This window comes from Terrirhizobium terrae (assembly GCF_030323265.1).
Lineage (GTDB): Bacteria > Pseudomonadota > Alphaproteobacteria > Rhizobiales > Rhizobiaceae > Neorhizobium.
In genome coordinates this window covers 4,066,656-4,091,151 of sequence record NZ_CP104992.1, presented here as the reverse complement: position 1 = coordinate 4,091,151, position 24,496 = coordinate 4,066,656, and the positions used below count along the sequence as shown (strand labels likewise).

Annotated in this window: 16 protein-coding genes and 7 pseudogenes; 8 read left to right on the top strand and 15 right to left on the bottom strand. The window is 60.7% G+C overall.

The window, feature by feature from the left end:
- Positions 1–116: 116 nt before the first annotated feature.
- Positions 117–545 (bottom strand): DUF3597 domain-containing protein, encoded by a 429-nt coding sequence (locus N7E02_RS28200; RefSeq protein WP_286581146.1) that lies wholly within the window; start codon positions 543–545, stop codon positions 117–119.
- A 95-nt stretch (positions 546–640) separates the two neighbouring features.
- Positions 641–1,821 (bottom strand): annotated as a pseudogene (locus N7E02_RS28195) (calcium:cation antiporter).
- Between the two features lie 209 nt (positions 1,822–2,030).
- On the opposite strand from N7E02_RS28195, the gene N7E02_RS28190 reads away from it, so the two are divergent.
- The gene (locus N7E02_RS28190; protein ID WP_286581145.1) at positions 2,031–2,291 is read left to right on the top strand and encodes a DUF2188 domain-containing protein; all 261 of its coding nucleotides are present in this window, start codon (positions 2,031–2,033) and stop codon (positions 2,289–2,291) included.
- Positions 2,292–2,432: 141 nt separating this feature from the next.
- Here N7E02_RS28190 and N7E02_RS28185 read toward each other — a convergent pair.
- The 4 genes and pseudogenes from N7E02_RS28185 to trxB all read right to left on the bottom strand — a co-directional run bounded on the left by N7E02_RS28185 (position 2,433) and on the right by trxB (position 6,323).
- A pseudogene (locus N7E02_RS28185) lies at positions 2,433–3,555 on the bottom strand (alkene reductase).
- 55 nt (positions 3,556–3,610) lie between these two features.
- Positions 3,611–3,906 (bottom strand): annotated as a pseudogene (locus N7E02_RS28180) (ArsR/SmtB family transcription factor).
- Positions 3,907–4,443: 537 nt separating this feature from the next.
- Positions 4,444–5,346, bottom strand: coding sequence for a LysR family transcriptional regulator VtlR (locus tag N7E02_RS28175; RefSeq protein ID WP_286581144.1), 903 nt, complete (start codon positions 5,344–5,346; stop codon positions 4,444–4,446).
- Between the two features lie 2 nt (positions 5,347–5,348).
- Positions 5,349–6,323, bottom strand: coding sequence for a thioredoxin-disulfide reductase (gene trxB / locus N7E02_RS28170; RefSeq protein ID WP_286581143.1), 975 nt, complete (start codon positions 6,321–6,323; stop codon positions 5,349–5,351).
- A gap of 243 nt (positions 6,324–6,566) precedes the next feature.
- Here trxB and N7E02_RS28165 point away from each other — a divergent pair, with 243 nt between their 5' ends.
- The 4 genes and pseudogenes from N7E02_RS28165 (at position 6,567) to N7E02_RS28150 (ending at position 9,930) form a co-directional block, all read left to right on the top strand.
- Positions 6,567–7,034: an Lrp/AsnC family transcriptional regulator gene (locus tag N7E02_RS28165; protein WP_286581141.1), complete on the top strand. Its 468-nt coding sequence runs from the start codon at positions 6,567–6,569 to the stop codon at positions 7,032–7,034.
- A gap of 12 nt (positions 7,035–7,046) precedes the next feature.
- Positions 7,047–7,856: pseudogene (locus N7E02_RS28160) on the top strand (glycosyltransferase family 2 protein).
- Between the two features lie 20 nt (positions 7,857–7,876).
- Complete coding sequence (locus N7E02_RS28155) at positions 7,877–8,908, top strand: glycosyltransferase (RefSeq protein ID WP_286581140.1); 1,032 nt, start codon at positions 7,877–7,879, stop codon at positions 8,906–8,908.
- Positions 8,905–9,930, top strand: coding sequence for a glycosyltransferase (locus N7E02_RS28150; protein WP_286581138.1), 1,026 nt, complete (start codon positions 8,905–8,907; stop codon positions 9,928–9,930). Before N7E02_RS28155 ends, N7E02_RS28150 begins: the two co-directional genes overlap by 4 nt.
- Here the strand turns inward: N7E02_RS28150 and N7E02_RS28145 are convergent, their stop codons facing one another.
- The 3 genes and pseudogenes from N7E02_RS28145 to greA form a co-directional block, all read right to left on the bottom strand.
- Positions 9,931–10,761 carry a glycosyltransferase family 8 protein gene (locus tag N7E02_RS28145; RefSeq protein WP_286581136.1) on the bottom strand — a complete coding sequence of 277 codons (831 nt, stop codon included), beginning with the start codon at positions 10,759–10,761 and terminating at the stop codon, positions 9,931–9,933. It abuts the gene before it with no gap.
- A gap of 32 nt (positions 10,762–10,793) precedes the next feature.
- Positions 10,794–11,878, bottom strand: a pseudogene (locus N7E02_RS28140) (glycosyltransferase family 4 protein).
- Positions 11,879–11,884: 6 nt separating this feature from the next.
- Positions 11,885–12,361, bottom strand: a complete 477-nt coding sequence (gene greA / locus N7E02_RS28135; protein ID WP_286581135.1) for a transcription elongation factor GreA — start codon at positions 12,359–12,361, stop codon at positions 11,885–11,887.
- 238 nt (positions 12,362–12,599) lie between these two features.
- On the opposite strand from greA, the pseudogene N7E02_RS28130 reads away from it, so the two are divergent.
- Together N7E02_RS28130 and N7E02_RS28125 are read left to right on the top strand one after the other, a co-directional pair.
- Positions 12,600–13,833: pseudogene (locus N7E02_RS28130) on the top strand (putative DNA modification/repair radical SAM protein).
- A 64-nt stretch (positions 13,834–13,897) separates the two neighbouring features.
- A complete protein-coding gene (locus N7E02_RS28125) occupies positions 13,898–15,283 on the top strand; it encodes a UdgX family uracil-DNA binding protein (RefSeq protein ID WP_286581134.1) in 1,386 nt (461 codons plus the stop codon).
- A 727-nt stretch (positions 15,284–16,010) separates the two neighbouring features.
- Here the strand turns inward: N7E02_RS28125 and N7E02_RS28120 are convergent.
- The 6 genes and pseudogenes from N7E02_RS28120 to carB all read right to left on the bottom strand — a co-directional run bounded on the left by N7E02_RS28120 (position 16,011) and on the right by carB (position 22,960).
- The gene (locus N7E02_RS28120) at positions 16,011–17,216 is read right to left on the bottom strand and encodes a T6SS phospholipase effector Tle1-like catalytic domain-containing protein (RefSeq protein WP_286581133.1); all 1,206 of its coding nucleotides are present in this window, start codon (positions 17,214–17,216) and stop codon (positions 16,011–16,013) included.
- A 172-nt stretch (positions 17,217–17,388) separates the two neighbouring features.
- Complete coding sequence (locus N7E02_RS28115; protein WP_286581132.1) at positions 17,389–17,880, bottom strand: hypothetical protein; 492 nt, start codon at positions 17,878–17,880, stop codon at positions 17,389–17,391.
- A 243-nt stretch (positions 17,881–18,123) separates the two neighbouring features.
- Positions 18,124–18,584: pseudogene (locus N7E02_RS28110) on the bottom strand (SRPBCC family protein).
- A gap of 1 nt (position 18,585) precedes the next feature.
- Positions 18,586–19,044 (bottom strand): SRPBCC domain-containing protein, encoded by a 459-nt coding sequence (locus N7E02_RS28105; protein ID WP_286581131.1) that lies wholly within the window; start codon positions 19,042–19,044, stop codon positions 18,586–18,588.
- Positions 19,034–19,390 carry an ArsR/SmtB family transcription factor gene (locus tag N7E02_RS28100; RefSeq protein ID WP_286581130.1) on the bottom strand — a complete coding sequence of 119 codons (357 nt, stop codon included), beginning with the start codon at positions 19,388–19,390 and terminating at the stop codon, positions 19,034–19,036. Before N7E02_RS28100 ends, N7E02_RS28105 begins: the two co-directional genes overlap by 11 nt.
- 87 nt (positions 19,391–19,477) lie before the next feature.
- The gene (gene carB, locus N7E02_RS28095; protein ID WP_286581128.1) at positions 19,478–22,960 is read right to left on the bottom strand and encodes a carbamoyl-phosphate synthase large subunit; all 3,483 of its coding nucleotides are present in this window, start codon (positions 22,958–22,960) and stop codon (positions 19,478–19,480) included.
- A 357-nt stretch (positions 22,961–23,317) separates the two neighbouring features.
- Here carB and N7E02_RS28090 point away from each other — a divergent pair, with 357 nt between their 5' ends.
- Positions 23,318–24,439, top strand: coding sequence for an acyltransferase family protein (locus N7E02_RS28090; protein WP_286581127.1), 1,122 nt, complete (start codon positions 23,318–23,320; stop codon positions 24,437–24,439).
- Positions 24,440–24,496 lie beyond the last annotated feature (57 nt).

The window sequence follows — 24,496 nt, the reverse complement described above, 5'->3', positions numbered from 1 at the left end:
CGCGCTGAGCCGAACACGCGCCGTTCAAGATTATTTTATTAAAAGGTGCTGCCTTCGGCCGGCAGCAAAAGCCCGCCTTGTGGGCGGGCTTTCGATTGGGCGTCACTCGAGACCGATCAATCGAGCAGTTCGGCGGGAACCTTGCCGCCATTCTCGGAGAGTTTTTTCATCAGCGCCTTGTGCAGCCAGATATTCATCTCGGCCGAACCGTCTTTCGCGCCTGTATAACCCAGCTCGTCGGCGAGTTCCTTGCGGGCGGCGAGGCTGGAATCGAGATCGAGTGCCTTCATCAGGTCGACGATCGACTTGCGCCAGTCCAGCTTCTGGCCGCTCTTGGCGACGGCATCATTTAAGATTGGCGCTACGTCGATCGGTGCCGAGGGTGTCGGTGCCGCAGTCTTGGCAGGCGTGGGCGTGACCGGTGCCGGCGCCGCGGGTGACGCGGCGGGTGGGGTCGGAGCTGCACCCGCGGCCGGCGTCGTCTCTACGTCGGCTGCCTCGGCGCGGCCGAAAATGGCATTCTTGATCTTGTCGAAAATACCCATGGTCAGAATCTCCCAATTTTTTAGACTTTCCGAATGGAAGTATCGCGACGAAGTCCCGTTTCAAGGCACGCCAAAAGGTTGAGCCTGCTGCCTTTCTACAAACCCAGGACCGTCAGCATGACGAAGGTTGCGAAGAGAACGAAATGTGTCATGCCTTCGATCGCGTTGGTCTGGCCGTCATTGAGGTTGATCGCCGCCACCACCAGCGTGATGCCGACCATGACCGTCTGGACGGGCGTCATCGCCATGATGAAGGGCTGGCCCGTATAAAGCGCGATGCCCTCCATGACCGGGACCGTCAGGATGACGGTGGAGAGCGACGCACCCATGGCGATGTTGACAACCGATTGCATGCGGTTGCGCAGCGCGGCGCGCAGGGCGGTCAGGATCTCGGGCGCGGCGGAGATCGCAGCCACGACCACGGCCATCAGGGCAGGGGCGCACCGGTGCCTTCCAGCCCGGTATTCAGGAAGGCGGACATGAATTCGGCGAGGAATCCGATGATCAGCACGCCGACGAGAATGATGGCGATCGAGAGTGTTGCAGATTCCGCCTCGGCTTCCGCATGCACAGGTGTTTCGGGCGCCGCGGTGGCGGCACCGGTTGCCGTTTGGGACGCTGGTGATGCGCCCGGTGCCGATGACATCGCCTGGGATGCCTGCGCTGGCCGAGGCGTGCGGCCATAGCTGTAGCTGAAGAAATAGCTGTGCGGGCCGACCTGCATGCGCAGGAAGAGCGCATAGAGCGCGATCATCGCGAAGATGGTGAAGGCGGAATAGTAGTGCCATTTCGCTTCCGGGATGAATTCCGGGACGATCATCGAGATGCCCATCGCCGTCAGGATCATGGCGCTGTAGGTGCGGCTGGAATCGTCGTTGTAGATCTGCTCGCCATGCCGCAACCCGCCGAGAAGGGCTGCGAGGCCGAGAATGCCGTTGATATCAAGCATGACGGCCGAATAGATCGTGTCACGTACCAGTGTCGGGGAGTTGCTGCTGCCCATCATGATCGCCAGGATCAGCACCTCGACCGCGACTGCGGACAGGGTCAGGATCATCGTGCCATAGGGATCTCCGACCTTGTGGGCCAGAATTTCCGCATGGTGCGCGACACGGGTCGAGGCGAGGACGATGACGCCGATCAGCACCGCTGCTGCGACGAGCGACATCGCCTTGCCGCTTTCAAGTACGGCATGCTCGAACAAGTAGGCGACAAGCGCGACGGCGAGGGCGACAAGAAGGAAAGCCTCCTGCCTGACGAGCGACAATATCTTCAACGGTGGATCTCCGGTTTGCGGTTGAGATCTAACGCGTCGACTGGCCGCATCAAGTCGTGGCACCCGATGCCGGGAGATGTTTGCGCAATTTGTATGATGATGACATTATTTCGCTCGTGGCCTGGAACCTCGCTGCGGTCTTTCGCATCTCCATTCAGAAGCCGTAGCCCAAAAATCAACAGTGATGCGGCCACGCGTAAGGAGGAACTATGAGCAAGGTCGTTTACAAGGTCGTTCCGCATGATGGCGGCTGGGCTTACCGGCTCGGAGACGTCTATTCCGAGACTTTCCCGACCCATTCGGATGCGCTGCAGGCGGCGCGGATCGTCGCTGCGGAACAGCAGGTCGGCGGAGAGCCGGAAGAGATCAGCTGGCAGGACGACAAGGGCGTCTGGCACACCGAGCATAGCGATGGCGGTGATCGGCCGGAAGCCGAGGTCCAGGACGAAGAGCAGGCCGGAGCGCGATAGGCGCCTCACTGCACGGAGCCGGTCCTTTCGGAAACTGGTCACGTGCCAGTTTCACCTTGCGCTTGCCTTTGCGTAGCGTGCCTTGCCCGTGATGATGTAAACGACTGGGGCCGTACGAGACGGCCCCAGGAGTAGCAGGATTTAGGCGACCACCTGGAGCGACGGATAGTCCGTATAGCCCTTGGCACCGCCACCGTAGAATGTCGCCTTGTCAGGCTCGTTCAGCGGCGCGTTGTCCTTGAAGCGCTCGACGAGATCCGGGTTGGCGATGAACAGCTTGCCGAAGGCAACCGCGTCCGCATAACCGCTCTCGACGGCCTTTTCTGCGCTGTCCTTGATGTAGCCGTTGTTGACCACCCAGGCGCCGGTGCCGCCTCGCCTTGCGGTAGATGTTCTTCAGTTCATGATAGTCGAACGGCTTGTCGCCCTGGGTGAAGTCGCGGTCACCGCCGGTCGCACCTTCAACGACGTGGATGAAGGACAAGCCGCGTGAGCCGAGTTCGTTGACCAGATAGTTGTAGACGTCCTGCGGCTTTGTCTCGGTGATGCCGTTGGCAGGCGTCGTCGGCGAAAGGCGGATGCCGACACGACCGGCACCGATTTCCTTGGTGACCGTGTCGACCACTTCGAGAGCGAAGCGTGCGCGGTTTTCGATCGAACCGCCATACTGGTCGGTGCGCTGATTGGCGCCTTCCTTCAGGAACTGCTCGATGAGGTAGCCATTGGCTGCATGGATTTCGACGCCGTCAAAGCCCGCATCGATCGCGGCGCGTGCGCCCTTGCGGTAATCTTCCAGAATGCCGGCGATCTCGGCAGTATCCAGCGCGCGGGGAGCCGAGGTCTCGACAAACGCACCGCTGCCGTCGGGATTGATGATGTAGGTCTTGCCGCCTGCCGGAATGGCCGAAGGAGCAACCGGCGCGCCGCCATTCGGCTGAAGCGAGACGTGGGATACGCGGCCGACATGCCAGATCTGGGTAACGATCTTGCCGCCCTTCTTGTGAACGGCGTCGGTCACCTTCTTCCAGCCGCTGACGGCTTCCGGAGAATAGAGGCCCGGCACGTCGGCGTAACCCTGCGCCTGCTGAGTGATCGGGGTACCTTCGGTGATCAACAGACCGGCGGTGGCGCGCTGCTCGTAATAGGTCACGTTGAGGTCGTTCGGCGTCGCCTTGGGAGAGCGGTTGCGCGTCAGCGGCGCCATGACGATCCTGTTCGCCAGTTCGATGTCGCCGAACTTCACCGGGTCGAAGATAGTGGTCATTGCAGGGTCCTTTTGCCTTTGGCTTGGGGAGGGTGACGTTGAGGAGGAGGCCTGATCAGAGCGTCGATCTGAGCTCGGTCAGGAAGGTTGCGATCGTATCCTCGTTGCGGGAATAGAAGGCCCATTGGCCGACACGGTCCGATTTCAGCAGGCCAGCCTTTTCAAGGGCCGCCAGATGCGAGGAGACGGTGGACTGGGAGAGACCACATCTCTTTTCGAATTGCTTGGCGCAAATGCCCATTTCCAGGGGTGGGCCTGGTCGCTGAAATGCCGCTCGGGTTCGCGCATCCATTCCAGGAACGAGATCCTTATCGGGTGAGCCAGTGCCTTCAGAATTTCCGTTTTATCGATAGTCATCTAAATCGCCTCCAGACGATATGTAGATCGGAATTTCTCGATTTAAAGAGGCAAAAAATCGGGCCAGCGGATTTCTCCGCGGCCCGTCAGGTGTGAAGGTCGATAACCTCCAGAGGGGAACAGCCAGCGCGGTGGCGGGGAAGCCACAAGTGGCGCTAGCTGATTATGAATATGGGCTCGCATGTTCCGGACGACAAGGGCCGGATAGGATATTGAACGTTACTTTTGTAATGCCCTACGTCTCAATTGTAACCGGGGTGGAGTTCAGGCAAAAAAAGAGGGCCACCGGATCGCTCCAGGGCCCTTTTAAGTGTGAAGGTCAAAAAACCTCCAGAGGGGAACAGCTGGTGCGGTGGAACTGGGAGGAAAGCCACCGTGTGCATCAGCTGAGTGCGATATGGTGGTTTTTTGTGCATCGCGCAATCTTATTTTGTGCAGGCCAGCCATGCGATGTGTGCAAGGCTGGTGTCTTAAAACCTGCATAATTGCCGCGCGTGATTCTTTTGGTGGTCTTTAAGTCTCTGAAATATATCAGAAACTCCAGTTGCGCGCCTTGCCGACGATGAAATCACGGAAGACTTTCAGCTTCGCCGCATTCTTCATTTCGTCCGGATAGCAGAAATAGGTATCGAAAGACGGAATATCGGCGTTTATGGCGAGCTGGATCAGGCCTGGGTCGCGGCCGACGATATAGTCTGGCAGGCAGGCAATGCCGATGCCGAGAAGGCAGGCGCGCTTGATAGACGTCTGGCTGTTGATCTGCAGATGCGGCGTGCGGGCATTATCGGACGAGCGGCCGGCATATTCCAACCAGTTGACGTCGAGCAGGTAGTTCGGCGCCGGTTCACCGAAGGTGATGATGCGATGGTTGTCGAGATCGTCGATCGTCTGCGGCTCACCGAAGCGGTTGATATAGGAGGGTGCCGCATAGACGTGCATATGCACGGTAAAGAGCTTGCGCTGGATCAGGTCCGATTGCTGCGGCTGGCGAAGCCGGATCGCGCAATCCGCATGGCGCATATTGACGTCGACTTCCTCGTTGTCGAGGATCAGCTGGATCGACATTTCCGGATAGAGCTGCAGGAATTCCTGCACCTTGTCGGTCAGCCAGCCCTGGCCGAGACCGACGGTTGTGGTTACACGCAGCTTGCCGGATGGCTTGTCGGTCGTCTCGGTGAGCTGGACCTTGACGGTTTCCAGCTTCAGCAGAACATCATGGGCGGTTCTGTAGAGCAATTCGCCCTGTTCGGTCAGGATCAGGCCGCGGGCATGGCGGTGAAACAGCTTGACGCCCACGTCCTGTTCAAGCGCGCTGACCTGGCGACTGATCGCCGACTGGGAGAGATGCAGTTTATCTGCGGCATGGGTGAAGGAGCCAGCCTCCGCCGCCGCATGAAAAATGCGCAATTTATCCCAGTCGAGAGGAACGCCCATGCTTACTCCGCTGCTATGGCAACTGGCTGGATGCCGGCGAGATAGCGTTCCGCTTCGAGGGCTGCCATGCAGCCCATGCCGGCGGCGGTGATCGCCTGCCTGAATGTGTCGTCGGTCACGTCACCGGCGGCAAAGATGCCGGGCACGTCGGTTGCGGTCGAATCCGGCGCTGTCCAGAGGTAGCCGCCGGTCTTCATCCTGAGCTTGTCCTTGAACAGCTCGGTGGCCGGAGCATGGCCGATGGCCACGAACACGCCGTCGATCGGCTGCTCGGTGATCGCGCCGCTCAAGGTGTTGCGCAGCTTGACGCCTTCCACCGATGGCGGAAGCGGCGGCTTGGCGGGCTTGCCGGTGATCTCGTGGATCTCGGTATTCCACAGCACCTTGACGTTTTCTCGCTGGAAGAGGCGTTCGCGCAGGATCTTTTCCGAGCGGAATTCGTCACGGCGATGAACGACGGTGACGGTCTTGGCGATATTCGACAGATAGAGCGCTTCCTCGACGGCGGAGTTGCCACCACCAACGACGATGACGTCCTTGTTGCGATAGAAGAAGCCGTCGCAGGTCGCGCAGGCCGAAACGCCGAACCCTTGGAAATGCTGTTCGCTCTCGATGCCGAGCCACTTCGCCTTGGCGCCGGTGGAAATGATGATCGTGTCGGCGGTCCAGACAGCACCCGAATCGGTGCGGATGGTGAAGGGGCGGCTCGTTGTCTCGACTTCGGTGACGAGGTCGTTGACGATCTCGGCGCCGACATGGGTCGCCTGCTTGAGCATCTGCTCCATCAGCCAGGGACCCTGGATCGGGTCGCCGAAGCCTGGATAATTTTCGACATCGGTGGTGATCATCAGCTGACCGCCCTGTTCCATGCCGGCGATCAAGACCGGCTTCAGCATGGCGCGGGCTGCGTAGATGGCTGCCGTGTAGCCGGCGGGGCCAGAACCGATGATCAGCACTTCCGTGTGACGGGCGGACATGAAGACTTCCTTTCAAGGATCGGTCAGAACGTTCGCACCCAATATAGGAAGGCCTTTCCCGCTCTGCCGCTTTTTGCAGACCATGTAATGTCGATCCATGCGGTAGTGCAAGGGCAGGTTTGCATTAGTAACAGGACAGTTGGACGCAACAGCCTGAAAACGGCGGGAAGCCGAGTGCATTCGCTTGCGCCTTGCGTTAAACGAGGTTTCGATTAAAAGCCTTCCCATTCATAGGGGAATACCGTGCTCCAGGCCGATCTCGACGCCATTGACATCAAGATATTGAGGGAGCTCCAGCGGGACGGCCGTATCACGAATGTGGAACTTGCCGAACGCGTGGGGATTTCCGCGCCACCCTGCCTGCGGCGCGTCCGCAAGCTGGAGGAAGCGGGCATAATCGAGGGCTATCATGCTCTCCTGAACGGGCCGAAGCTCGGCTTCGATCTCGTCGCCTTCTGCATGGTCGGGCTGAAGCGCCAGTCGGATGCCGATCTCAAAGGCTTTGCCTCCAGAATGCAGCAATGGCCGCTGGTGCGCGAGGCCTGGATGGTCAATGGCGACAGCGACTTCATCCTGCGCTGCACGGCCGAGAACCTGACGAAATTCCAGGATTTCGTCATCGAGGTCCTGACCGCCGACGAGCATGTGGACACGGTCCGCACCATGCTGACCATCCGCCAGGTCAAGCAGCTCGGCCTCGTGGAAGTTTAAAGGAGGCGGACCATGTCCAGGCTCCCGATCTCGGCCTTCATCATCTGCCAGAATGAAGAGGCCTATCTCGCCAATTGCATCGAGAGCCTCGCTGATCTCTCCGAGATCGTGCTTGTCGATCTCGGGCTCGACGGACGGCACGCTCGATCTGATCCGCTCCTATGCCGATAAAGGCTGGCCGATCCGGCTGATCGAGGAGAAATGGCGTGGCTATGCCGGGCAGAAACAATTCGCGCTGGAGCAATGCAGCCAGCCCTGGTGCCTCAATATCGATTCCGACGAGCGGCTCGACCGCGACCTGAGGGCCTTGTTGCCCGAGCTGATCAAGGCGCCCGAAGAGGTCGTCGGCTGGCGCGTCGCGCGGCGTCCCTATCTGATCGGCTTCGGCTACACGCCGGCGCATGTGAAGGAACGCAAGAACCTTCGCCTGATCCGCAAGGGCAGGGGCGCTACGATCTCTCCCAGGCGGTGCATGAAGGCATCGTCCCCGATGGACGGGTGGACAATGCCGCGACGGGATCGCTCCTGCATTTCCGGCCGCTGATCATCGACGAGCAGATTCTCAAGGAAAACAAGTATTCGACGCTGAAGGCCGACCAGCAATTCGCCGCCGGCAAGAAGCCGAGCACGCTCAAGCTGATATTTTCGCCCTGGGCCTATTTCCTGCGGCTCTATTTCAAGAACGGCCTGTGGCGCTGCGGCGTGTCGGGCTTTATCGAGGCGATGACCGGTGGTGTCTATTCCTTCCTGACCCAGGCCAAGCTGTTTCAGCGCACGGCACTGAAGGACAGGCCAAACCAGGACGACGCCGTCAATCACTGAGACACGGACCCGAGGCTGCCATGAAAGTCATGCATATCCATTTCGGCACCGACGGCGGCGCGGAGCGTTTTTTCGTCAACCTCGTCAACGCGCTCGGTGACCGTGGCGTCGAGCAGCGTATGCTGATCCGCCCTGATCGCAGCTGGCGCAAGGACATCGAGAAACAGGGCATTGTCTACGAGGGCGTGTTCCGGCGCATTTCGCTGTCGCGCTTCATCCTCTCGGCCAGGATGAAGCGCATCCTCGCCGAGTTCAAGCCGGACGTGATCATGTCCTGGCAGCTGCGTGCCAGCCGTTTCATGCCGGACTACCAGCCGGCGCGGCGGCTCTCTCGTCTCGGCGACTATCCGGAACATCTCGGTTATTACACGAACTCGCAGACGCTCATCTGCATCACGCCCGACATCGCCTCCAAGGTCCGCGAGCTGGGCTGGACGCGCGGCGTCGAGGTCATTCCCAACTTCACCCGTGCCAAGGCCGGAGCGCCGATCGAGCGCTCGGTGCTCGATACGCCGGACGACGCCTTCGTCGTCATCGGTATGGGCCGGTTCGTCAAGCGCAAGGGTTTCGACAGCCTGATCCGCGCGGTCCATAAGCTCGATGGCGCCTATCTCTGGCTGCTCGGCGACGGACCGGAGAAGGAAAGCCTGCAGGCGCTGGTGACGGAGCTCGGCATGGCCGACCGCGTCCGTTTCCCGGGCTGGCGCAGTGACGCCTATGCCTATCTCGCCGCTGCCGACGCTTTCACGGTAACCTCGCTGCACGAGCCCCTCGGCAATGTCTGTTTCGAAGGCTGGGGTGCCGGCAAGCCGACCGTCTCGACCCGGGCGGAAGGCCCGTCCTGGGTAATGACGGACGAGACGGATGCGCTGATGGTCGATTGCGGCGATGCCGACGGGCTCGCGACGGCGCTCGGCCGGTTACGCAACGATTCCGACCTGCGGGCGCGGCTTGTCGAAGGCGGACGCCGCACGCTCGACGAACGTTTTTCCGAAGAGGTGATCGCGCGCACCTATATGCGGCTGTTCGAAACCGGTTCGGCCGCGCCATGAAGGTGATGCACTTCCATTTCGGCAAGGATGGCGGAGCCGAGCGGTTCTTCACCCATCTCGTCAACGCCTTTGCTCGCCGGGATATCGAGCAGATCAGCGTCATCCGTCCTGACCGGTCATGGAGGAAGGATATCGACGGTGTGAGCCGCATCGTCGAGAGCCATTTTCGCAACCTGTCGCTCGATCGCGTGCTCCTGCCCATGAAGGTGATGCGGATGGCGAAGGCGGAAAGGCCGGATGCGATCATGGCCTGGGCGCCGCGCGCCAGCGAACTGATGCCGGCCTATGACGGCTGCATCAAGATCTCGCGGCTCGGCGACTATCCGCTGCGGCTCACCTATTTCCGCAATACCGATGTCATCGTCTGCAACACGCCGGGCATTGCCGATCAGGTGCGCAAGCTCGGCTGGGACCGGCGCGTCGAGGTGATTTCCAACTTCACCAATACCGAGAAGGTCGCGCCGATCGATCGTGCCGCCTTCGACACGCCGGCCGATGTGCCGCTCGTGATGTCGATGGGACGCTTCGTCAAGCGCAAGGGCTTTCATACGCTGATCGATGCCGTGGCGAGGCTTCCCGATATCTGGCTGTGGCTGGCCGGCGAGGGCGAGGAGCGCGAGGCGCTGGAAGCGCAGGCGAGGGAGCGCGGCATTTTCGACCGGACCCGCTTTCTCGGCTGGCAGCAGGACGCCCGTCCGCACGTCGCCGCCGCCGACATCTTCATCATGCCCTCCAACCACGAGCCGCTCGGCAACGTGATCCTGGAAGCGTGGGCGCAAGACAAACCGGTCGTCTCGTCCCGATCTGAAGGTCCCGTCTGGTTCATGCGCGATGGCGAGAACGGTCTGCTGGTCGATATCGACGATGCCGCCGGCTTTGCCGCTGCCATTGCGCAGATCCTCTCGGATTCTCAACTGGCCCGCTCGCTTGCCGAGGGCGGCCGTCGCACGCTGATGGCGCAGTTTTCCGAACAGGCGATCTGCGATGCCTACCTGGATCTGATGACCCGGAAGCGTGCCTGATCAGCCGCCGGCAACGGCTTTCCAGCGGCGATGCAGCGAATGCTTGAACTTGCGCCAGCGTTTGTCGAGCTTGGTCTTCAACCGCTTATTGGCCCACGGCGTGTCACGTCGGTATTCGAGGAAAAGCTCTTTTTCCGGATGTTTGCATCTGGTCGTATTGGGCTTGGCATGGGTGAAATGGATGATCGCCGCCGTATCGCTACCTGCGGCCAATTCCTCGTTCCAGCTGCGGTCGAGCGGCACTACACGCCCGTCGATCACGAGGTTCAACGCATCCTGATCCGGGAAGCGCAGGTTGTTGTTCCTGACGATTTCCAGCGCCCGGTCGCCCAGTTTTTCGGTCCGATACTTTTCAAGCTCGAGAACGAGAACGCCTGAGTTGAAGTAAAATCTGTCTGCGGGCCGACCGATGGACGCGTTCATGCGGGGCAGGGAGCCGCCGACGGCGGCTGCGATCGCTCCGCCGAGATCCATCTCGAAAAGCGGGCGGATGCTTTTCTTCGCCATCGTATCGGCATCGAGATAGACGAGGCGGGTGACGTCGGCGTCCAAAAGGTCCGGCAGGATCAGGCGGCCGTAGATGGCGCGGCTCCAGTTGGCGTTTGTCCGGAAGCCGGCGAATCTGGCGATCATCTCGTCGGTCAGGTCGATGAACTTGATCTTGCGGCCGGCGCAGATCTCCAGCCTTTTCTTGTCGATCGGCTTCAGCCCGTCGCCAAGCACGCAAAGAGGGACATGGGGAATATCGCCGTTGATGCGTACCGAATGCAGCATCACGCCGGCAAGTTCGGTGTAGTTGCGATCGATGGCGCAAGCGAGGGTCATTGTCATGGGGTGGAGGATTCTGTGTCCTGGGATTGTCTTTAAGCGGTCGCCATCAGGCTTTCGTAGACGCGACCCAGGGCGTCGGCCTCGTTGGCGATGGAAAACCGCGTGCGCGCATGGCGCAGAGCGCAGGCCGAGGCGTTCAGCCGGCGGGCCTCGTCATCCATCATCGTCGCTGTCGCAGTCTTCATCGCGTCGAGATCGTCGCGTGCGATGATGACACCGGTTTCCTCCTTACCGGTGACAACGAGTTCGGAAAAGGCACCGACATCGGTGGCGACTACCGGGACGGCGCTTGCCATCGCTTCCAGCGGCGTCAAGCCAAATCCTTCCCAGCGCTGGGGGCGACGAACAGGTCGAGTGCGCGGTACCAGTCGTTGATATTGGTGTGTTCACCGACGAAGCGAATGCGATCGGCGAGGCCGGCCTTGGCGATTTTTTCGATCAGGCCCTTTTCAAAATCGACATGCGGGCCGGTGGCGCGGCCGGCGACGATGGCGATCCAGTCGGGCCGGGCCGGCAGGATTTCCATCATCGCGTCGACGAAGAGGTCGGTGCCCTTCTGGTGACGGACGCGGCCGAAGCAGCCGACGATCTTGCGATCAGCGGGCAGCGCGCGGGCGCGCTTTGCTTCAGCCTTATCCGGCGCAGGTGCAAAGCGTTCAGTGTCGATCCCGTGAAGGATGACGGTGTTCGGCACGGTCAGATAACCCGATGTGCGGCTGCTGGTGGCGATCACCGCGTCCATGTTCGAGATCAGCCATTTCGTCCAGCCCGTATGCTTGCGCTGGGAGGCGGAGGTGAAGGCGATCTTCAGCTTCATCCGCAAGACGTCGCGCAGGAAGATCGCCGGCAGCATTTCGAGGTTGCGGCGGGCATGCCAGATGCGCACGCGCCTGCCCCGCGGTGCTTTCCAGCAGCGCAGGAGGTCGCGAAAACGGATATGGGGAATGCTCGACGGCAAGCCCGGCCCAAGCGCTGCCACCTTGTAGCCAAGGGCACGCTGGACCGGAACGAGCTGGATGATGGTCGAGGTGACGCCGGAAAGGCGCCGCTTGAAATTCGGCGCGATTACTTCGACGTCACTGATATCGACGACGGCGTCGTCGCCTCTCTTGCTCACCGGGCATCAGCCCCAGGAGATGGAGAGGATTTCGTAGGCCTTCGATCCGCCGGGCGCCACGACTTCGATCGAATCGCCGGCTTCCTTGCCGATCATCGCACGCGCGATCGGAGAGGAGATCGAGATGCGGCCCTTCTTCACATCGGCTTCCTGGTCGCCGACGATCTGATAGACCTTTTCTTCTTCGGTATCTTCGTCGACGAGCTTTACCGTCGCGCCGAACTTGATGGTCGAGCCGGACATTTTGGAGAGGTCGATCACCTCTGCACGGGCAGTGAAATCCTCAAGCTCGGTGATGCGGCCTTCGTTGTGGCTCTGGGCCTCCTTGGCGGCATGATATTCGGCGTTTTCCGAAAGGTCGCCATGGGCGCGCGCTTCCGCAATCGCTTCGATGATACGGGGACGCTCTTCCTGCTGCCTCCAGCGCAGTTCTTCCTGCAGCTGGGTAAACCCGCTCGGCGTCATCGGTACCTTATCAACCATTTCCTTGTCCTTCAGGGATGTGACCGCGGTTGCCGCGAACACAAAAGAAACAGGTTCCGGAGCGTAAACTTCGGAACCATCGCATCGTCAAAATATAGGTCACTATAGCAGAATTTCGATGTTCCCCGTGAGGAAATTCGAAAAACCGTCATGTCTCCCGCATAGATATCTGATGTGAACCGCGCTCATTTGTCAATCTCTTGACGCCTCCAATGAGAACATATATAGAACAAACATAATGAAGAAGTCGCTGAAAGAACGATTGGCGATCCTGTCGGACGCCGCCAAATATGACGCATCCTGCGCCTCCAGCGGGACGACGAAGCGGGATTCGTCGTCATCCGTCGGCCTGGGATCGACGGAAGGTTCCGGCATCTGCCACGCCTATGCGCCAGATGGTCGCTGTATCTCGCTCCTGAAGATCCTGCTCACCAATTTCTGCATCTATGACTGCGCCTATTGCATCAACCGCTCCTCCAGCAATGTCGAGCGGGCGCGCTTCACGCCCGAAGAAGTGATCTGGCTGACGTTGGAATTCTACCGGCGCAACTATATCGAGGGCCTGTTCCTCTCGTCGGGCATCATCCGCTCCTCGGATCACACGATGGAGGAGATGGTACGGATCGCCAGAGAGCTTCGCACCATCCACAATTTCCGTGGCTATATCCATCTGAAGTCGATTCCCGAGGCGTCCGCCCATCTGATCGAGGAGGCGGGGCTTTATGCCGACCGCCTGTCGATCAATATCGAACTGCCGACCGATGCCGGGATCGGAAAGTTCGCGCCGGAAAAGCGGCCGGACAATATTCGCCGCTCCATGGGCAATCTCAGGCTCAAGATCGAGGAAATGGCCGAGCCGACGCTGCAGACGAAGCGACGCAAGAAATTCGCGCCGGCCGGCCAGAGCACGCAGATGATCGTCGGCGCGGATGGTGCAAACGACGCGACGATCCTCGGCACCAGCGCGCGGCTTTACGGCAGCTACGGCCTCAAGCGCGTCTACTATTCGGCCTTCAGCCCGATCCCCGATCTCGTCTCGCAACCTGCCGCTGATCAAGCCGCCGCTGATGCGCGAGCACCGTCTCTATCAGGCCGACTGGCTCTACCGCTTCTATGGCTTCGATATCGGCGAAATCACGTCCGGCGGCGTCAACGGCATGCTGGATCTCGATCTCGACCCTAAGCTTGCCTGGGCGCTCGGGCACCGCGACCGTTTTCCGGTCGATATCAACCGTGCCGACCGGGAGATGCTTTTGCGCGTGCCGGGCTTCGGCACCAAGACGGTCAAGGGCATCATTTCGTCGCGGCGGTTCCGGCGGCTGAGGCTTGATGACTTGAAGCGGCTCGGCGTGTCGCTGAAAAAGGTGCAGCCCTTCGTCGTCTGCGACGGATGGACGCCGCACCGTCTCGTCGATCGATCCGACCTGCGCGCCATGTTTCAACCCCAGCCGGAGCAACTGTCGCTGCTATGATGTTCCGCTATTCCTTGCGGGGGCGGGGGATGCGACCGAGTGGCGGGATGCCGCCCGGGCCTTCATGCTGGCCGGCATCGTGCCCGACATCATCGACTGGCGCACGATGGACGATGCCGACGGGCTGTTCGGTTTCGACGACAACCGCCTGCCGGAACCGTCCCCTCTCTGCGAAAAGCCGATCGTCTCCATGGCCTTCGTCCGGTTGGCCGAGGCCGTGCTCTGTCATTCCGACCCGACCCGCTTCGCGCTTCTTTATCGCATGCTGTTCCGCATCAATTTTGGGGCCAAGTCGCTGTTGCAGCATGCCAGCGACCAGGATGTGGTGGCCGCCAGCCGCATGGCGAAGTCGGTCGGGCGCGATTATCACAAGATGACGGCCTTCGTCCGCTTCAAGGAACTGCAGCTGCCGGAGGAGACTGCCGGGCGGCGGCGCTTCATCGCCTGGTTCGAGCCGGACCATTTCATCGTCAGCCGTGTGGCGCCATTCTTCCAGCGCCGCTTCACCGACATGGACTGGCTGATCCTGACGCCCAAGGGCTCGGCATCCTGGGATGGCGAGGAGTTGCGCACCACCGACGATCCGGCCGAAAAGCCGAACCTTCGCGACGATACCGACGAGCTGTGGCGCACCTATTATGCCTCCATCTTCAACCCGGCGCGGCTGAAGGTGAAGATGATGACGAAGGAGATGCCGAAGAAATACTGGAAGAACCTTCCGGAAGCGGATCTCATCCCGAGCCTGATCGCCAATGCCGAGGCCAATGTCATCGAGATGGCGGCGAAACAGGCGAGCGAGCCGCTGCCTTTCCACCATCGCATCCAGGAGGCGGCAGCGAAGGTGCCGGCCACGCCACGCGCCGCCTCCGGCACGCTCGAAGACCTGCGGGAGGAGGCGCGGTCCTGCACGCGCTGCGACATCTATTGCCGGGCCACCCAGACTGTATTCGGCGAGGGACCGGCCAATGCGGCGACGATGATCATCGGCGAACAGCCGGGCGACCAGGAGGATCTTGCCGGCAAACCCTTTGTCGGGCCGGCGGGCCAATTGTTCAACGATACGCTTAAACAGGTCGGCATCGATCGCCACGGCCTCTATGTGACCAATGCGGTGAAGCATTTCAAATACGAGCCGCGCGGCAAGCGCCGCATCCATCAGAAGCCGAATATGGGCGAGGTGCGGCAATGCCGCTGGTGGCTCACGAAGGAAATCGAACTGGTTCAGCCCAAGCTTCTCGTGGCGATGGGGGCGACGGCGCTGTTTGCGCTGACCGACATGCGCCAGAAGCTCGAAGACGTACGCAGCGCGCCGATCCCGATGGAGGATGGCCGCACGCTCTTCGTTACCGTCCACCCATCCTATCTCCTGCGCATTCCCGACGAGGGACGGAAGCAGGAGGAGCTTATCCGCTTCCGCGACGATCTGGCGGCGGTGCAGCGCCTGATGTGAGGCCGTTTATTCGGTGCTTGGCGATTGGCAAGGGTGGTTGCGCGAGGTCAAGGACATGGGGGAGGGAGCGGATCAGTCTCCCGATGAAGGCCTATCTGCCTTCAGGAGGATAATGCCATGGACATATTGCAGCACTTTTCCCTGTTCGATGCCGGCCTGCTGCTCCTACTCGCGGCGGCGCTGCTGATGGGCTTCATCAACGAGGCTTGAAGCAACTGTCTCTGCCGCGCCCGCATGTTCGCCATCGTGTAGGGCAATCCCGGCCTTGAGGGCGAGGCTGATGCTATCCGGAAGTCGCACAACGCTCGATAAATATGCAATTTTGATGATGCAACCCGACGGGCGTTCCTGTGCCATTTCGACGCCGTATCGGCGCGAAACGGGACGGGCTGCGAAATCTTGTGTGCACTGCAGCGTAGTCTCTTAAGACTTCCCAGTCTTCAATCGGGACAGGCCGAATATTGGCCTCTAGCCTATCCCCGGATCAATTCTGGAGGTGCCGCCGCATGACGAGGCGGGTTGCTAACCTGATCATGTCGATCCTCGTCGCAGTCGTGACGTGGACAGCCCTGGCTATTGTCGCCTTGCTGATGTGGAAATATTTCCGGGATTATGCCGGATGACCCGCCAGCGGACATGTCTTATCGCGCCGCGGCGCGCATCGATCCTTCGTATCTGATCCGCAGGCGGCCTGCCGTTCCTGCGCCAGCTTCCCACGAGATAGCCTTCACGGTACGTAGACCGGATTCTTCGGCAGGTTCGGCGGATTATAGCCGCCCGCGTCGATCCGGATTCTTACGGAATCGTGCAGTATCGCGCCATCGGGAATGAGGCGCCGGTCCTTGCAGGGAATATATATCCTGCGTCGGTCGCCGCGCTTGCGCCAGGAATTTTCCGGCACGCGGCGGGGCACGGCTTCGAGCAGCCGCCAGCCGAAGCTCATGGAATCGTGTAGTGTCGCGAGCGGATCGAGCGGCACATATTTATTGTCGCGCTCGCCGCGCACCAAATTGTCGACGGTATGCTGCTGAAAGAGCAGTCCGGTGGGTTCCGTCTCGCGGATCATCCAGTCGAGCGGGATTTTTACCTGGCCGCTTTCCGCTTCGGGATAACCGCCGCCGATATCGCCATGCACGCCGGAAAACCAGACTTCCCTGAAATTCTGCTTCGCCTTCACCTTCTTGAACGGACTTCCCCTGTAGTCCTGATCGGGTGTCCAGAGCTCCGGCTGGAACATGGTGCGGCGCTCGTCGATGGCGACTGCATGGCGCACCCACTCGACGCTCGGGTTGCGGTGGGTGAAGGGATGGGTCTTCATCTGCAGCCAGTGTTTTCCGGGCTCGATGACGGAAGCGACCGTATCGAACAGACCGAGCAGCTTGATCGGCGGCCTGCCGGTCTTCAAAGTGCGCTCATATAGCCGCATCGAGGCGAAGGCCGACCGTGCATCGCCGTCCTGAACCGTATCCTGCCCTCTCTGTTCCCGGTCGGAAATGCCCTTGTAGGTATTGTAGGCATAATCCAGCAGATTGAGATGGTAGCGGCTCATGAAGCCGAGCGCATGGATGAAGCCCGCCAGCACCCGCGCGGTATAGGCGCCGCGGCTGAAGCCGAAAATGTAGATGCGATCGCGATCCACATGATTGCCATCGGCATCCGTCGGGCCGGCATCGTAGTTCTCGATCAGAAACCGGTAGGCTTCCTTGACGTTCTGGTCGAGCCCCCAGCCGGTGGCCAGCCCCCAGACCTCGACTGAATTGCGATAGAGTTTCGACCAGGCATTGTTGGCGCCAAATGTGCCGACGCCCGGATCATAGTGGACGATCTGGCGCTCCGAACGCTCCAGCGCGCCGAACAGCCTCAGCACATTGGTGCGGTCCGCGGAAATCTCGTTCGACGTCCCGTCGAACAGAATGACGATATTCTTCGACATGCCCGCCCCCTCGCGAATGCAGGGTGAAATTACCAGTGGTGTGGGGGATGTTCAATGAAGGGTGGAGTTTCAGATGGAACTGGGGGATTGAGCGCGACGCTCAACTGCGCCTCAATGTGGCCGGGGGCCTTGGCTCCCATAACGATCACGCTGCTCAAAGCCGCCGCCAGCTTCAAAATATCTCGTACAGATCTTTCTCTTCGTTAAGGCGCCACTGCTTCCCGGTAAGGAGAGCCGTCACCTCGTAGGTCAGACGATCGTCCATAGGGAACTTCACGGGTGGAAAGCTATCCGGATCGAGAGTGTCGTCCGTCACTTCTTGATCGGTTTGCATATCGAAGATCCGATTGCCAACCCGAAAGAAGGTATTTCGAGGCACCTGCGGATTGGGACACGCCGAATCCAGCAGAACCCATGGGACTGGATTGTTGCGCGACTTCACGAACGGCCCATCATTGATCAGATGGTCTGTTATTATCAAATCCTGCCCGAAGAGCTCAGGTGGCAGATCTCTTGTGTCACCGATCGCCTTGAAGATGTTTACGAGGTGCCCAAAGTTGAGATGCGATAGGGTTGCATAACCGAACCCGAAACCTAACTCGTCAGCCAACTCGATTGCGAACAATCGACCTGTGTTGATCGTAAGAGGTTTGTATTTCTTCACTTGCCTATCCTATCTCTCCACCTGCTGGCACTGCGCTCACTCTTAGATTTTTCGAACCCCATCGGTCCGGTTCGGGTCATCCGGCAACCGCCTGTTCGGATCCTCCCGCTCGATCCCCTGACTAAAAGTGATGTATCAAGGTCTCATAAACTCTATTTCGGCCTGCTCATAACCGCTAGTATGCTGGCTGCTCGGACTTCGTTCGACCCAGAGACTTCGTAGCCGCGACCGACCTTAAGTCCTTTACCTGAGTGTCCCCATATACCGATCGAGCTTGGCGAGCGTCTGCTGCCCACCTTCCACCGCGCCGAACTCGACCACCGCCTGCTTGGCCTCCGCGGTCGGCAGGATCAGGGTGAGTGTGATGCGGGTCTTGCCGCTTTCCTCATCGAGCGTGATCAGGCCGGTGAAATGCGCAGGCTCATCCAGCTCGCCGCCGTGGTCATAGGCGATGCGGGAGGGGCGGTGATCTCGGTGTAGCGGATCCAGTTCGGCCAGTCCTTTCCGTCCCGGCCGTGCATCGTGTAGTGCCACAGGCCGCCGACTTCGAAACTCATGGCATGCGTCTCGTTGGTAAAACCCTCCGGTCCCCACCACGCATCGAGATGCCTTGCATCGGAAAGGGCCGCGAAGACGAGTTCGCGCGGGGCGTCGATCAAGCGGTCGAGGCGGATGATTTTGCTCGGGTCCAGTTCTGCACTCATCTCAGCGATCCTTTTCCAAGTCTGACAAGACGGCTTCCAGCCGGTCGAAATTCTGTTCGTTGGCGGCCCGAAGGAATTTTTCGATCTGCCGGTTCTCTTCCATATCCTCGAAGGACATGCGCCAGGTGAGGCGCGTCTCGGCGTCAGCCTCATGGAAGCCGATCTCCAACCCGAAGGCGTGCATCGGGCCGTGATGGAAGGCGACGATGCGTTCATCCGGCCGGATGTCCTCGAAGGTCCAGTGATTTTCGAAATCGGTATCGCTGGAAGAGGTCATGACGATCATCCATGTGCCGCCGTTCCTGAACTCGAACTGCTCTATGCGGTTGGTGAAGCCGTGTGGCCCCCACCATTTCACCAGCACATCCGGATCGGAGAATGCCCTGAACAGGGCAGGGCGGTCTGCCGCAAACACCCGTTCGTTCTCGATGATCAGCGAGCGTTCCAGATTATCGGTCATTGCCGTCCTCCCTCTTGTCTTCCGGCCGATTCAGCGTCGCGAGATAGTTTTCCAGCCTGTCCAGCCGGTGTTCCCAGAGCTTGCGGTAGTCGCCGAGCCAGCCGTCGACGGCCTTCAGGGGCTCGGGCTCCAGGCGGCAGGGGCGCCACTGGGCGGTGCGGCTGCGGGTGATCAGGTTGGCGCGCTCCAGAACCTTCAGGTGCTTGGAGACAGCCGGCAGGCTCATGTCGAAGGGCGCAGCCAGCTCGTTGACCGTTGCCTCGCCGGTCGAAAGCCGCGCAAGGATCGCCCGGCGCGTCGGGTCCGCAAGCGCGAACATCGTCTGTGAAAGAGGATCGAGGGGCATATTTATCCGTTCGGTTAATTAACTGATCGGATAAATACACGGCAAAGAAGCCGGTCAACAGGAATGCTGACCGGCTCCTATTGTGGCTTAGAAATAGCTCTGCAACGGGCGGACTTCGAGATTGCCGGCCTTGAGCGCCTTGATCGCCATGGCGGCGGCTTCGGCGCCGGCCATGGTCGTGTAATAGGGCACCTTCTGCATCAGCGTGGCGCGACGCAGCGACTTGGAATCCGAGATCGCCTTGTTGCCGTCGGTCGTATTGATGACCAGCTGGACCTGGCGGTTGCGGATCGCGTCCTCGATATGCGGACGGCCTTCCAGAACCTTGTTGATCTTGGTGGCGTCGATGCCGTTTTCAGCGAGGAAGCGGGCGGTGCCGCCGGTCGCCATGACCTTGAAGCCCGATTCCGTCAGCAGGCGGATGGCCGGAAGCACGCGGGTCTTGTCGCTGTCACGCACCGACACGAAGACCGTGCCGTCACGCGGCAGTTCGACATTCGCGCCGAGCTGCGACTTGGCGAATGCCAGCGCGAAATCCGTGTCGAGGCCGATGACTTCGCCGGTCGAGCGCATTTCGGGCCCAAGCAGCGTATCGACGCCGGGGAAGCGGGCGAACGGGAAGACGGCTTCCTTGACGGCGATGTGCTTGAGGTTGCGCGGATCCGGCTTGGTGCCGTAGGCCGAGAACAGCGGGTCGAGCTTCTCCCCGGCCATGGCGCGGGTGGCGATCTTGGCGATCGGGGCGCCGATGGTCTTTGCCACGAAAGGCACGGTACGCGAGGCGCGCGGATTGACTTCCAGCACGTAGACCGTCTCGTCCTTGATGGCGAACTGGACGTTCATCAGGCCGACGACGTTGAGCGCCTTCGCCATGGCCTTGGCCTGGCGTTCCAGCTCGTCGATCATGGCATCAGACAGGGTGCGCGGCGGCAGCGAGCAAGCCGAGTCGCCCGAGTGGATACCGGCTTCCTCGATATGCTCCATGATGCCAGCGATGAAGACGTCGGTGCCGTCGCAGAGGCAGTCGACATCCACTTCGATGGCGTTGGACAGGTAGCTGTCGAACAGAAGCGGGTTCTTGCCGAGCAGGGTGTTGATCTGGCCGGTCTTGTCGTTCGGGTAACGCTGCTTGATGTCTTCCGGAACCAGTTCCGGCACGGTATCGAGCAGGTAGGTCTGCAGCTGGCCTTCCGAATGCAGGATCTGCATGGCCCGGCCGCCGAGAACGTAGGACGGGCGCACGACGAGCGGGAAGCCGATCTCGGAGGCGACGGTGCGGGCCTGTTCCACCGAATAGGCGATGCCGTTGTTCGGCTGCGTCAGGTCGAGCTTCATCAGAAGCTTCTGGAAGCGATCGCGGTCTTCGGCAAGGTCGATCATATCAGGCGCGGTGCCGAGGATCGGGATGCCGTTCTTTTCCAACGCTTCTGCGAGCTTCAGCGGGGTCTGGCCGCCCAGCTGGACGATGACGCCGACAACTTCGCCCTTTTCCTGCTCTGCACGGAGAATCTCGATCACGTCTTCGGCTGTCAGCGGCTCGAAATAGAGGCGGTCGGACGTGTCGTAGTCGGTCGACACGGTTTCCGGGTTGCAGTTGATCATGATCGCTTCATAGCCGGCATCCTTCAGCGCGAAGGCGGCGTGGCAGCAGCAATAGTCGAACTCGATGCCCTGGCCGATGCGGTTCGGGCCACCGCCGAGGATGACGACCTTCTTGGCGGCCGAAACTTCGGCTTCCGAGCGCAGCTCACCGACGAAAGGCGTCTCGTAGGTCGAGTACATATAGGCGGTCGGCGAGGCGAACTCGGCGGCGCAGGTGTCGATGCGCTTGAAGACCGGGCGGACGTTGAGCGAGTTGCGCAGTTCTGCAACTTCCTTCGGACGCTTCGATGTCAGCGAGGCGAGGCGGGCGTCGGAGAAGCCCATAGCCTTCAGCATGCGCAGGTTTTCGGCATCGGTCGGCAGGCCGTGCTCGCGGATGCGGGCTTCCATGTCGACGATCGCCTTGAACTGGGCGATGAACCACGGGTCGATCTTGCAGGCCTCGTGGACTTCGTTTTCGGTCATGCCGAGGCGCAGTGCCTGGGCGACCTGGCGCAGGCGGTCCGGGGTCGGCGTGCCGATCGCGGCGCGGATGGCATTGTGGTCGTCGCCGTCTCCAAGGCCCGGGATATCGATCTCGTCGAGGCCGGTCAGGCCCGTTTCCATGCCGCGCAGCGCCTTCTGCAGCGATTCGGCGAAGGTGCGGCCGATCGCCATGACTTCACCGACCGACTTCATCGCGGTGGTGAGAACCGGCGAGGCGCCCGGGAACTTTTCGAAGGCGAAACGCGGGATCTTGGTGACGACGTAGTCGATCGACGGTTCGAACGAGGCCGGCGTCGCGCCGCCGGTGATGTCGTTGTCGAGTTCGTCGAGCGTGTAGCCGATGGCGAGCTTGGCCGCGACCTTGGCGATCGGGAAGCCGGTTGCCTTGGATGCCAGTGCCGAAGAGCGCGAGACACGCGGGTTCATCTCGATGACGACGAGGCGGCCATCGGCCGGGTTGACGGCGAACTGCACGTTCGAGCCGCCGGTCTCGACGCCGATCTCGCGCAGGACCGCGATCGAGGCGTTGCGCATGATCTGGTATTCCTTGTCGGTCAGCGTCAGCGCCGGCGCGACGGTGATGGAATCGCCCGTATGGACGCCCATCGGGTCGATGTTTTCGATCGAGCAGATGATGATGCAATTGTCCGCCGTGTCGCGGACCACTTCCATCTCATATTCCTTCCAGCCGAGTACCGATTCTTCGATCAGAACTTCGGTGGTCGGGGAAGCGTCGAGGCCGGAGCCGACAATCTCGAAGAATTCCGAGCGGTTATAGGCAATGCCGCCGCCGGTGCCGCCGAGCGTGAAGGACGGGCGGATGATGGCCGGCAGGCCGACGACGTCGAGCGCCTGGGCACCGATCGCCATGGCATGCGCCATATATCGCTGCTTGCGGTCGGTCTCGCCGAGGTTCCACTGGTTTTCCAGCGCATCGAGCGCCTTGTCGAGATCGGCGCCCGAAAGCGTGTCGCGCAACTTGGCGCGCTCGGCTTCATGCGCCTTGCGGTCGGCATCCTTGATGTCGGTTGCGTTGGCGAGCATCGACTTCGGCGTTTCCAGCCCGATGCGGGCCATGGCTTCGCGGAACAAGGCGCGGTCTTCGGCCATATCGATTGCGGCAGGCTTCGCGCCGATCATCTCGACATTGTAGCGATCGAGCACGCCCATGCGCTTCAGCGAGAGCGCGGTGTTGAGCGCCGTCTGGCCACCCATGGTCGGCAGCAGCGCGTCCGGACGTTCCTTGGCGATGATCTTGGCGACGACTTCAGGCGTGATCGGCTCGACGTAAGTTGCGTCTGCGAGGCCCGGGTCGGTCATGATCGTTGCCGGGTTGGAATTGACCAGGATGACCCGGTACCCTTCTTCCTTCAGCGCCTTACAGGCCTGGGTGCCGGAATAGTCGAATTCGCATGCCTGGCCGATAACGATCGGACCCGCGCCGATGATGAGGATCGATTTGATATCTTGGCGCTTTGGCATGGGTCTCTATCCGCTGTTTTTCTGCGCGAAAAACCGGCTCGGGGCAGGGAGCTCCGGTCGGGTGGCGTGCGCATCATTTTTCTGGCTAGACGCGGCTTATAGGCAAATGTTTGCCCGAACGGAACCCCATAATTGAGCAAATCGACAGGAATCCGCGGTTTGGTTTCCAAGGCCGCGGAGGGGATGCGACCTTGCCGCGATGATGTGCCGTTTTCACCTGTCTGGTTCGCCGGGACGCGTATCGCTCTGCATCTGAATCGATAGCGGTTCCGTCATTAAGAATATTAGCGCTAACTAATGACTGTGCGGGGCGAAGCGGCTATTCCTTGCCGCTCAACGAGCGACAAGGATTTGCCCATGAGCGCATCGCCCCAGCAAAACAGCCAGCGCAAGCTCCTGTCGATACAAATCCTGCGCGGGCTCGCGGCGGGATCGGTGGTGATCGCTCATGTGATCGAGCACCCAAGCGAGCAGCCGAACAATTCGATCCTGACGCTCGGCCTGTTCGGCGTCATCGTCTTCTTCGCGATCAGCGGCTTCATCATTGCTCATATCAACAATCATCCGTCCGGTGATGCCCGTTTCGATCCCGTGAGCTTTCTCATCCGCCGCTTCTTCCGTCTGGTGCCGCTCTACTGGGTCTGCACGCTCCTGACCTTTTTCTGCGCGCTGTTTATGCCGGCGCTTTTCAAGCACACAACGGCCGATGTCGGCTATCTCGTCTCCTCGCTGCTTTTCATTCCCGCAGCCCTGCCGGATGCGCCGAATGACTGGCGGCCGATCCTCAAGCTCGGCTGGTCGCTGAACTACGAGGTCTTTTTCTACCTCGTCTTCGCCGCGTTCTTTTTCATCGCCAACAGCCTGAAGCGCACCATTGCCCTGACCATCCTTCTGGGTTCGATGGCGAGTGCTGCTTTCTTCATTCCACCAGAATCAAGCATATTGGCCTTCTACCTGAATTTCTCGCTGCTCGCTTTCGTCGGCGGGCTGTGGCTGGCGGAAGCCGAACGGCGCCGACTGTTCGACAACATGCCGTTGGTGGGGATCGTGCTCATGGCGCTGATCGCGCTCGCTGCGCTCGGCAACCTGTTCAGCCTGGATTTCAGAGATTTCGCCAGCTTCCACGGCTACAAATGGCTGGTCATCGCCGCCCTGGCGCTGGTGGCGCTCTCGCTTGCCTTCGAGCGCCTGATCGGCAACGGGCTGCTGGTCAGCGGCCTGGTGAAGCTCGGCGACATCTCCTACTCGCTCTATCTCACCCACATGTTCGTCGTCGGCTTCGGCTGGTTCGTGATCAAGCGCCTGGCCCTCGGCGAGGTCGCGACGGTGATCGGCATGGCTTTGATCGTCACGGTCAGCGTCATCGGTGCTGCGATCTCCTATGCGATCATGGAGAAGCCGTTCAATCATCTGGGACGACTGGTGACACGCGGGCGAAAGGCGCGTGTCAGAGGTCCGGCAAATGTAACGTCCTCCTGATATCGCTCGGCAAGACAAGCTCGCGAAAGCGAGGCGTACAGAGGCTAGCGCGACGTT

What these genes read in the sequence shown, in the direction of transcription:
- N7E02_RS28200 (WP_286581146.1), bottom strand. Translation starts at nt 545, where the DNA reads ATGGGTATTTTCGACAAGATCAAGAATGCCATTTTCGGCCGCGCCGAG.
- N7E02_RS28190 (WP_286581145.1), top strand. Translation starts at nt 2,031, where the DNA reads ATGAGCAAGGTCGTTTACAAGGTCGTTCCGCATGATGGCGGCTGGGCT.
- N7E02_RS28175 (WP_286581144.1), bottom strand. Translation starts at nt 5,346, where the DNA reads ATGGGCGTTCCTCTCGACTGGGATAAATTGCGCATTTTTCATGCGGCG.
- trxB (WP_286581143.1), bottom strand. Translation starts at nt 6,323, where the DNA reads ATGTCCGCCCGTCACACGGAAGTGCTGATCATCGGTTCTGGCCCCGCC.
- N7E02_RS28155 (WP_286581140.1), top strand. Translation starts at nt 7,877, where the DNA reads ATGAAAGTCATGCATATCCATTTCGGCACCGACGGCGGCGCGGAGCGT.
- N7E02_RS28150 (WP_286581138.1), top strand. Translation starts at nt 8,905, where the DNA reads ATGAAGGTGATGCACTTCCATTTCGGCAAGGATGGCGGAGCCGAGCGG.
- N7E02_RS28145 (WP_286581136.1), bottom strand. Translation starts at nt 10,761, where the DNA reads ATGACAATGACCCTCGCTTGCGCCATCGATCGCAACTACACCGAACTT.
- greA (WP_286581135.1), bottom strand. Translation starts at nt 12,361, where the DNA reads ATGGTTGATAAGGTACCGATGACGCCGAGCGGGTTTACCCAGCTGCAG.
- N7E02_RS28125 (WP_286581134.1), top strand. Translation starts at nt 13,898, where the DNA reads ATGCTGGCCGGCATCGTGCCCGACATCATCGACTGGCGCACGATGGAC.
- N7E02_RS28120 (WP_286581133.1), bottom strand. Translation starts at nt 17,216, where the DNA reads ATGTCGAAGAATATCGTCATTCTGTTCGACGGGACGTCGAACGAGATT.
- N7E02_RS28105 (WP_286581131.1), bottom strand. Translation starts at nt 19,044, where the DNA reads ATGACCGATAATCTGGAACGCTCGCTGATCATCGAGAACGAACGGGTG.
- N7E02_RS28100 (WP_286581130.1), bottom strand. Translation starts at nt 19,390, where the DNA reads ATGCCCCTCGATCCTCTTTCACAGACGATGTTCGCGCTTGCGGACCCG.
- carB (WP_286581128.1), bottom strand. Translation starts at nt 22,960, where the DNA reads ATGCCAAAGCGCCAAGATATCAAATCGATCCTCATCATCGGCGCGGGT.
- N7E02_RS28090 (WP_286581127.1), top strand. Translation starts at nt 23,318, where the DNA reads ATGAGCGCATCGCCCCAGCAAAACAGCCAGCGCAAGCTCCTGTCGATA.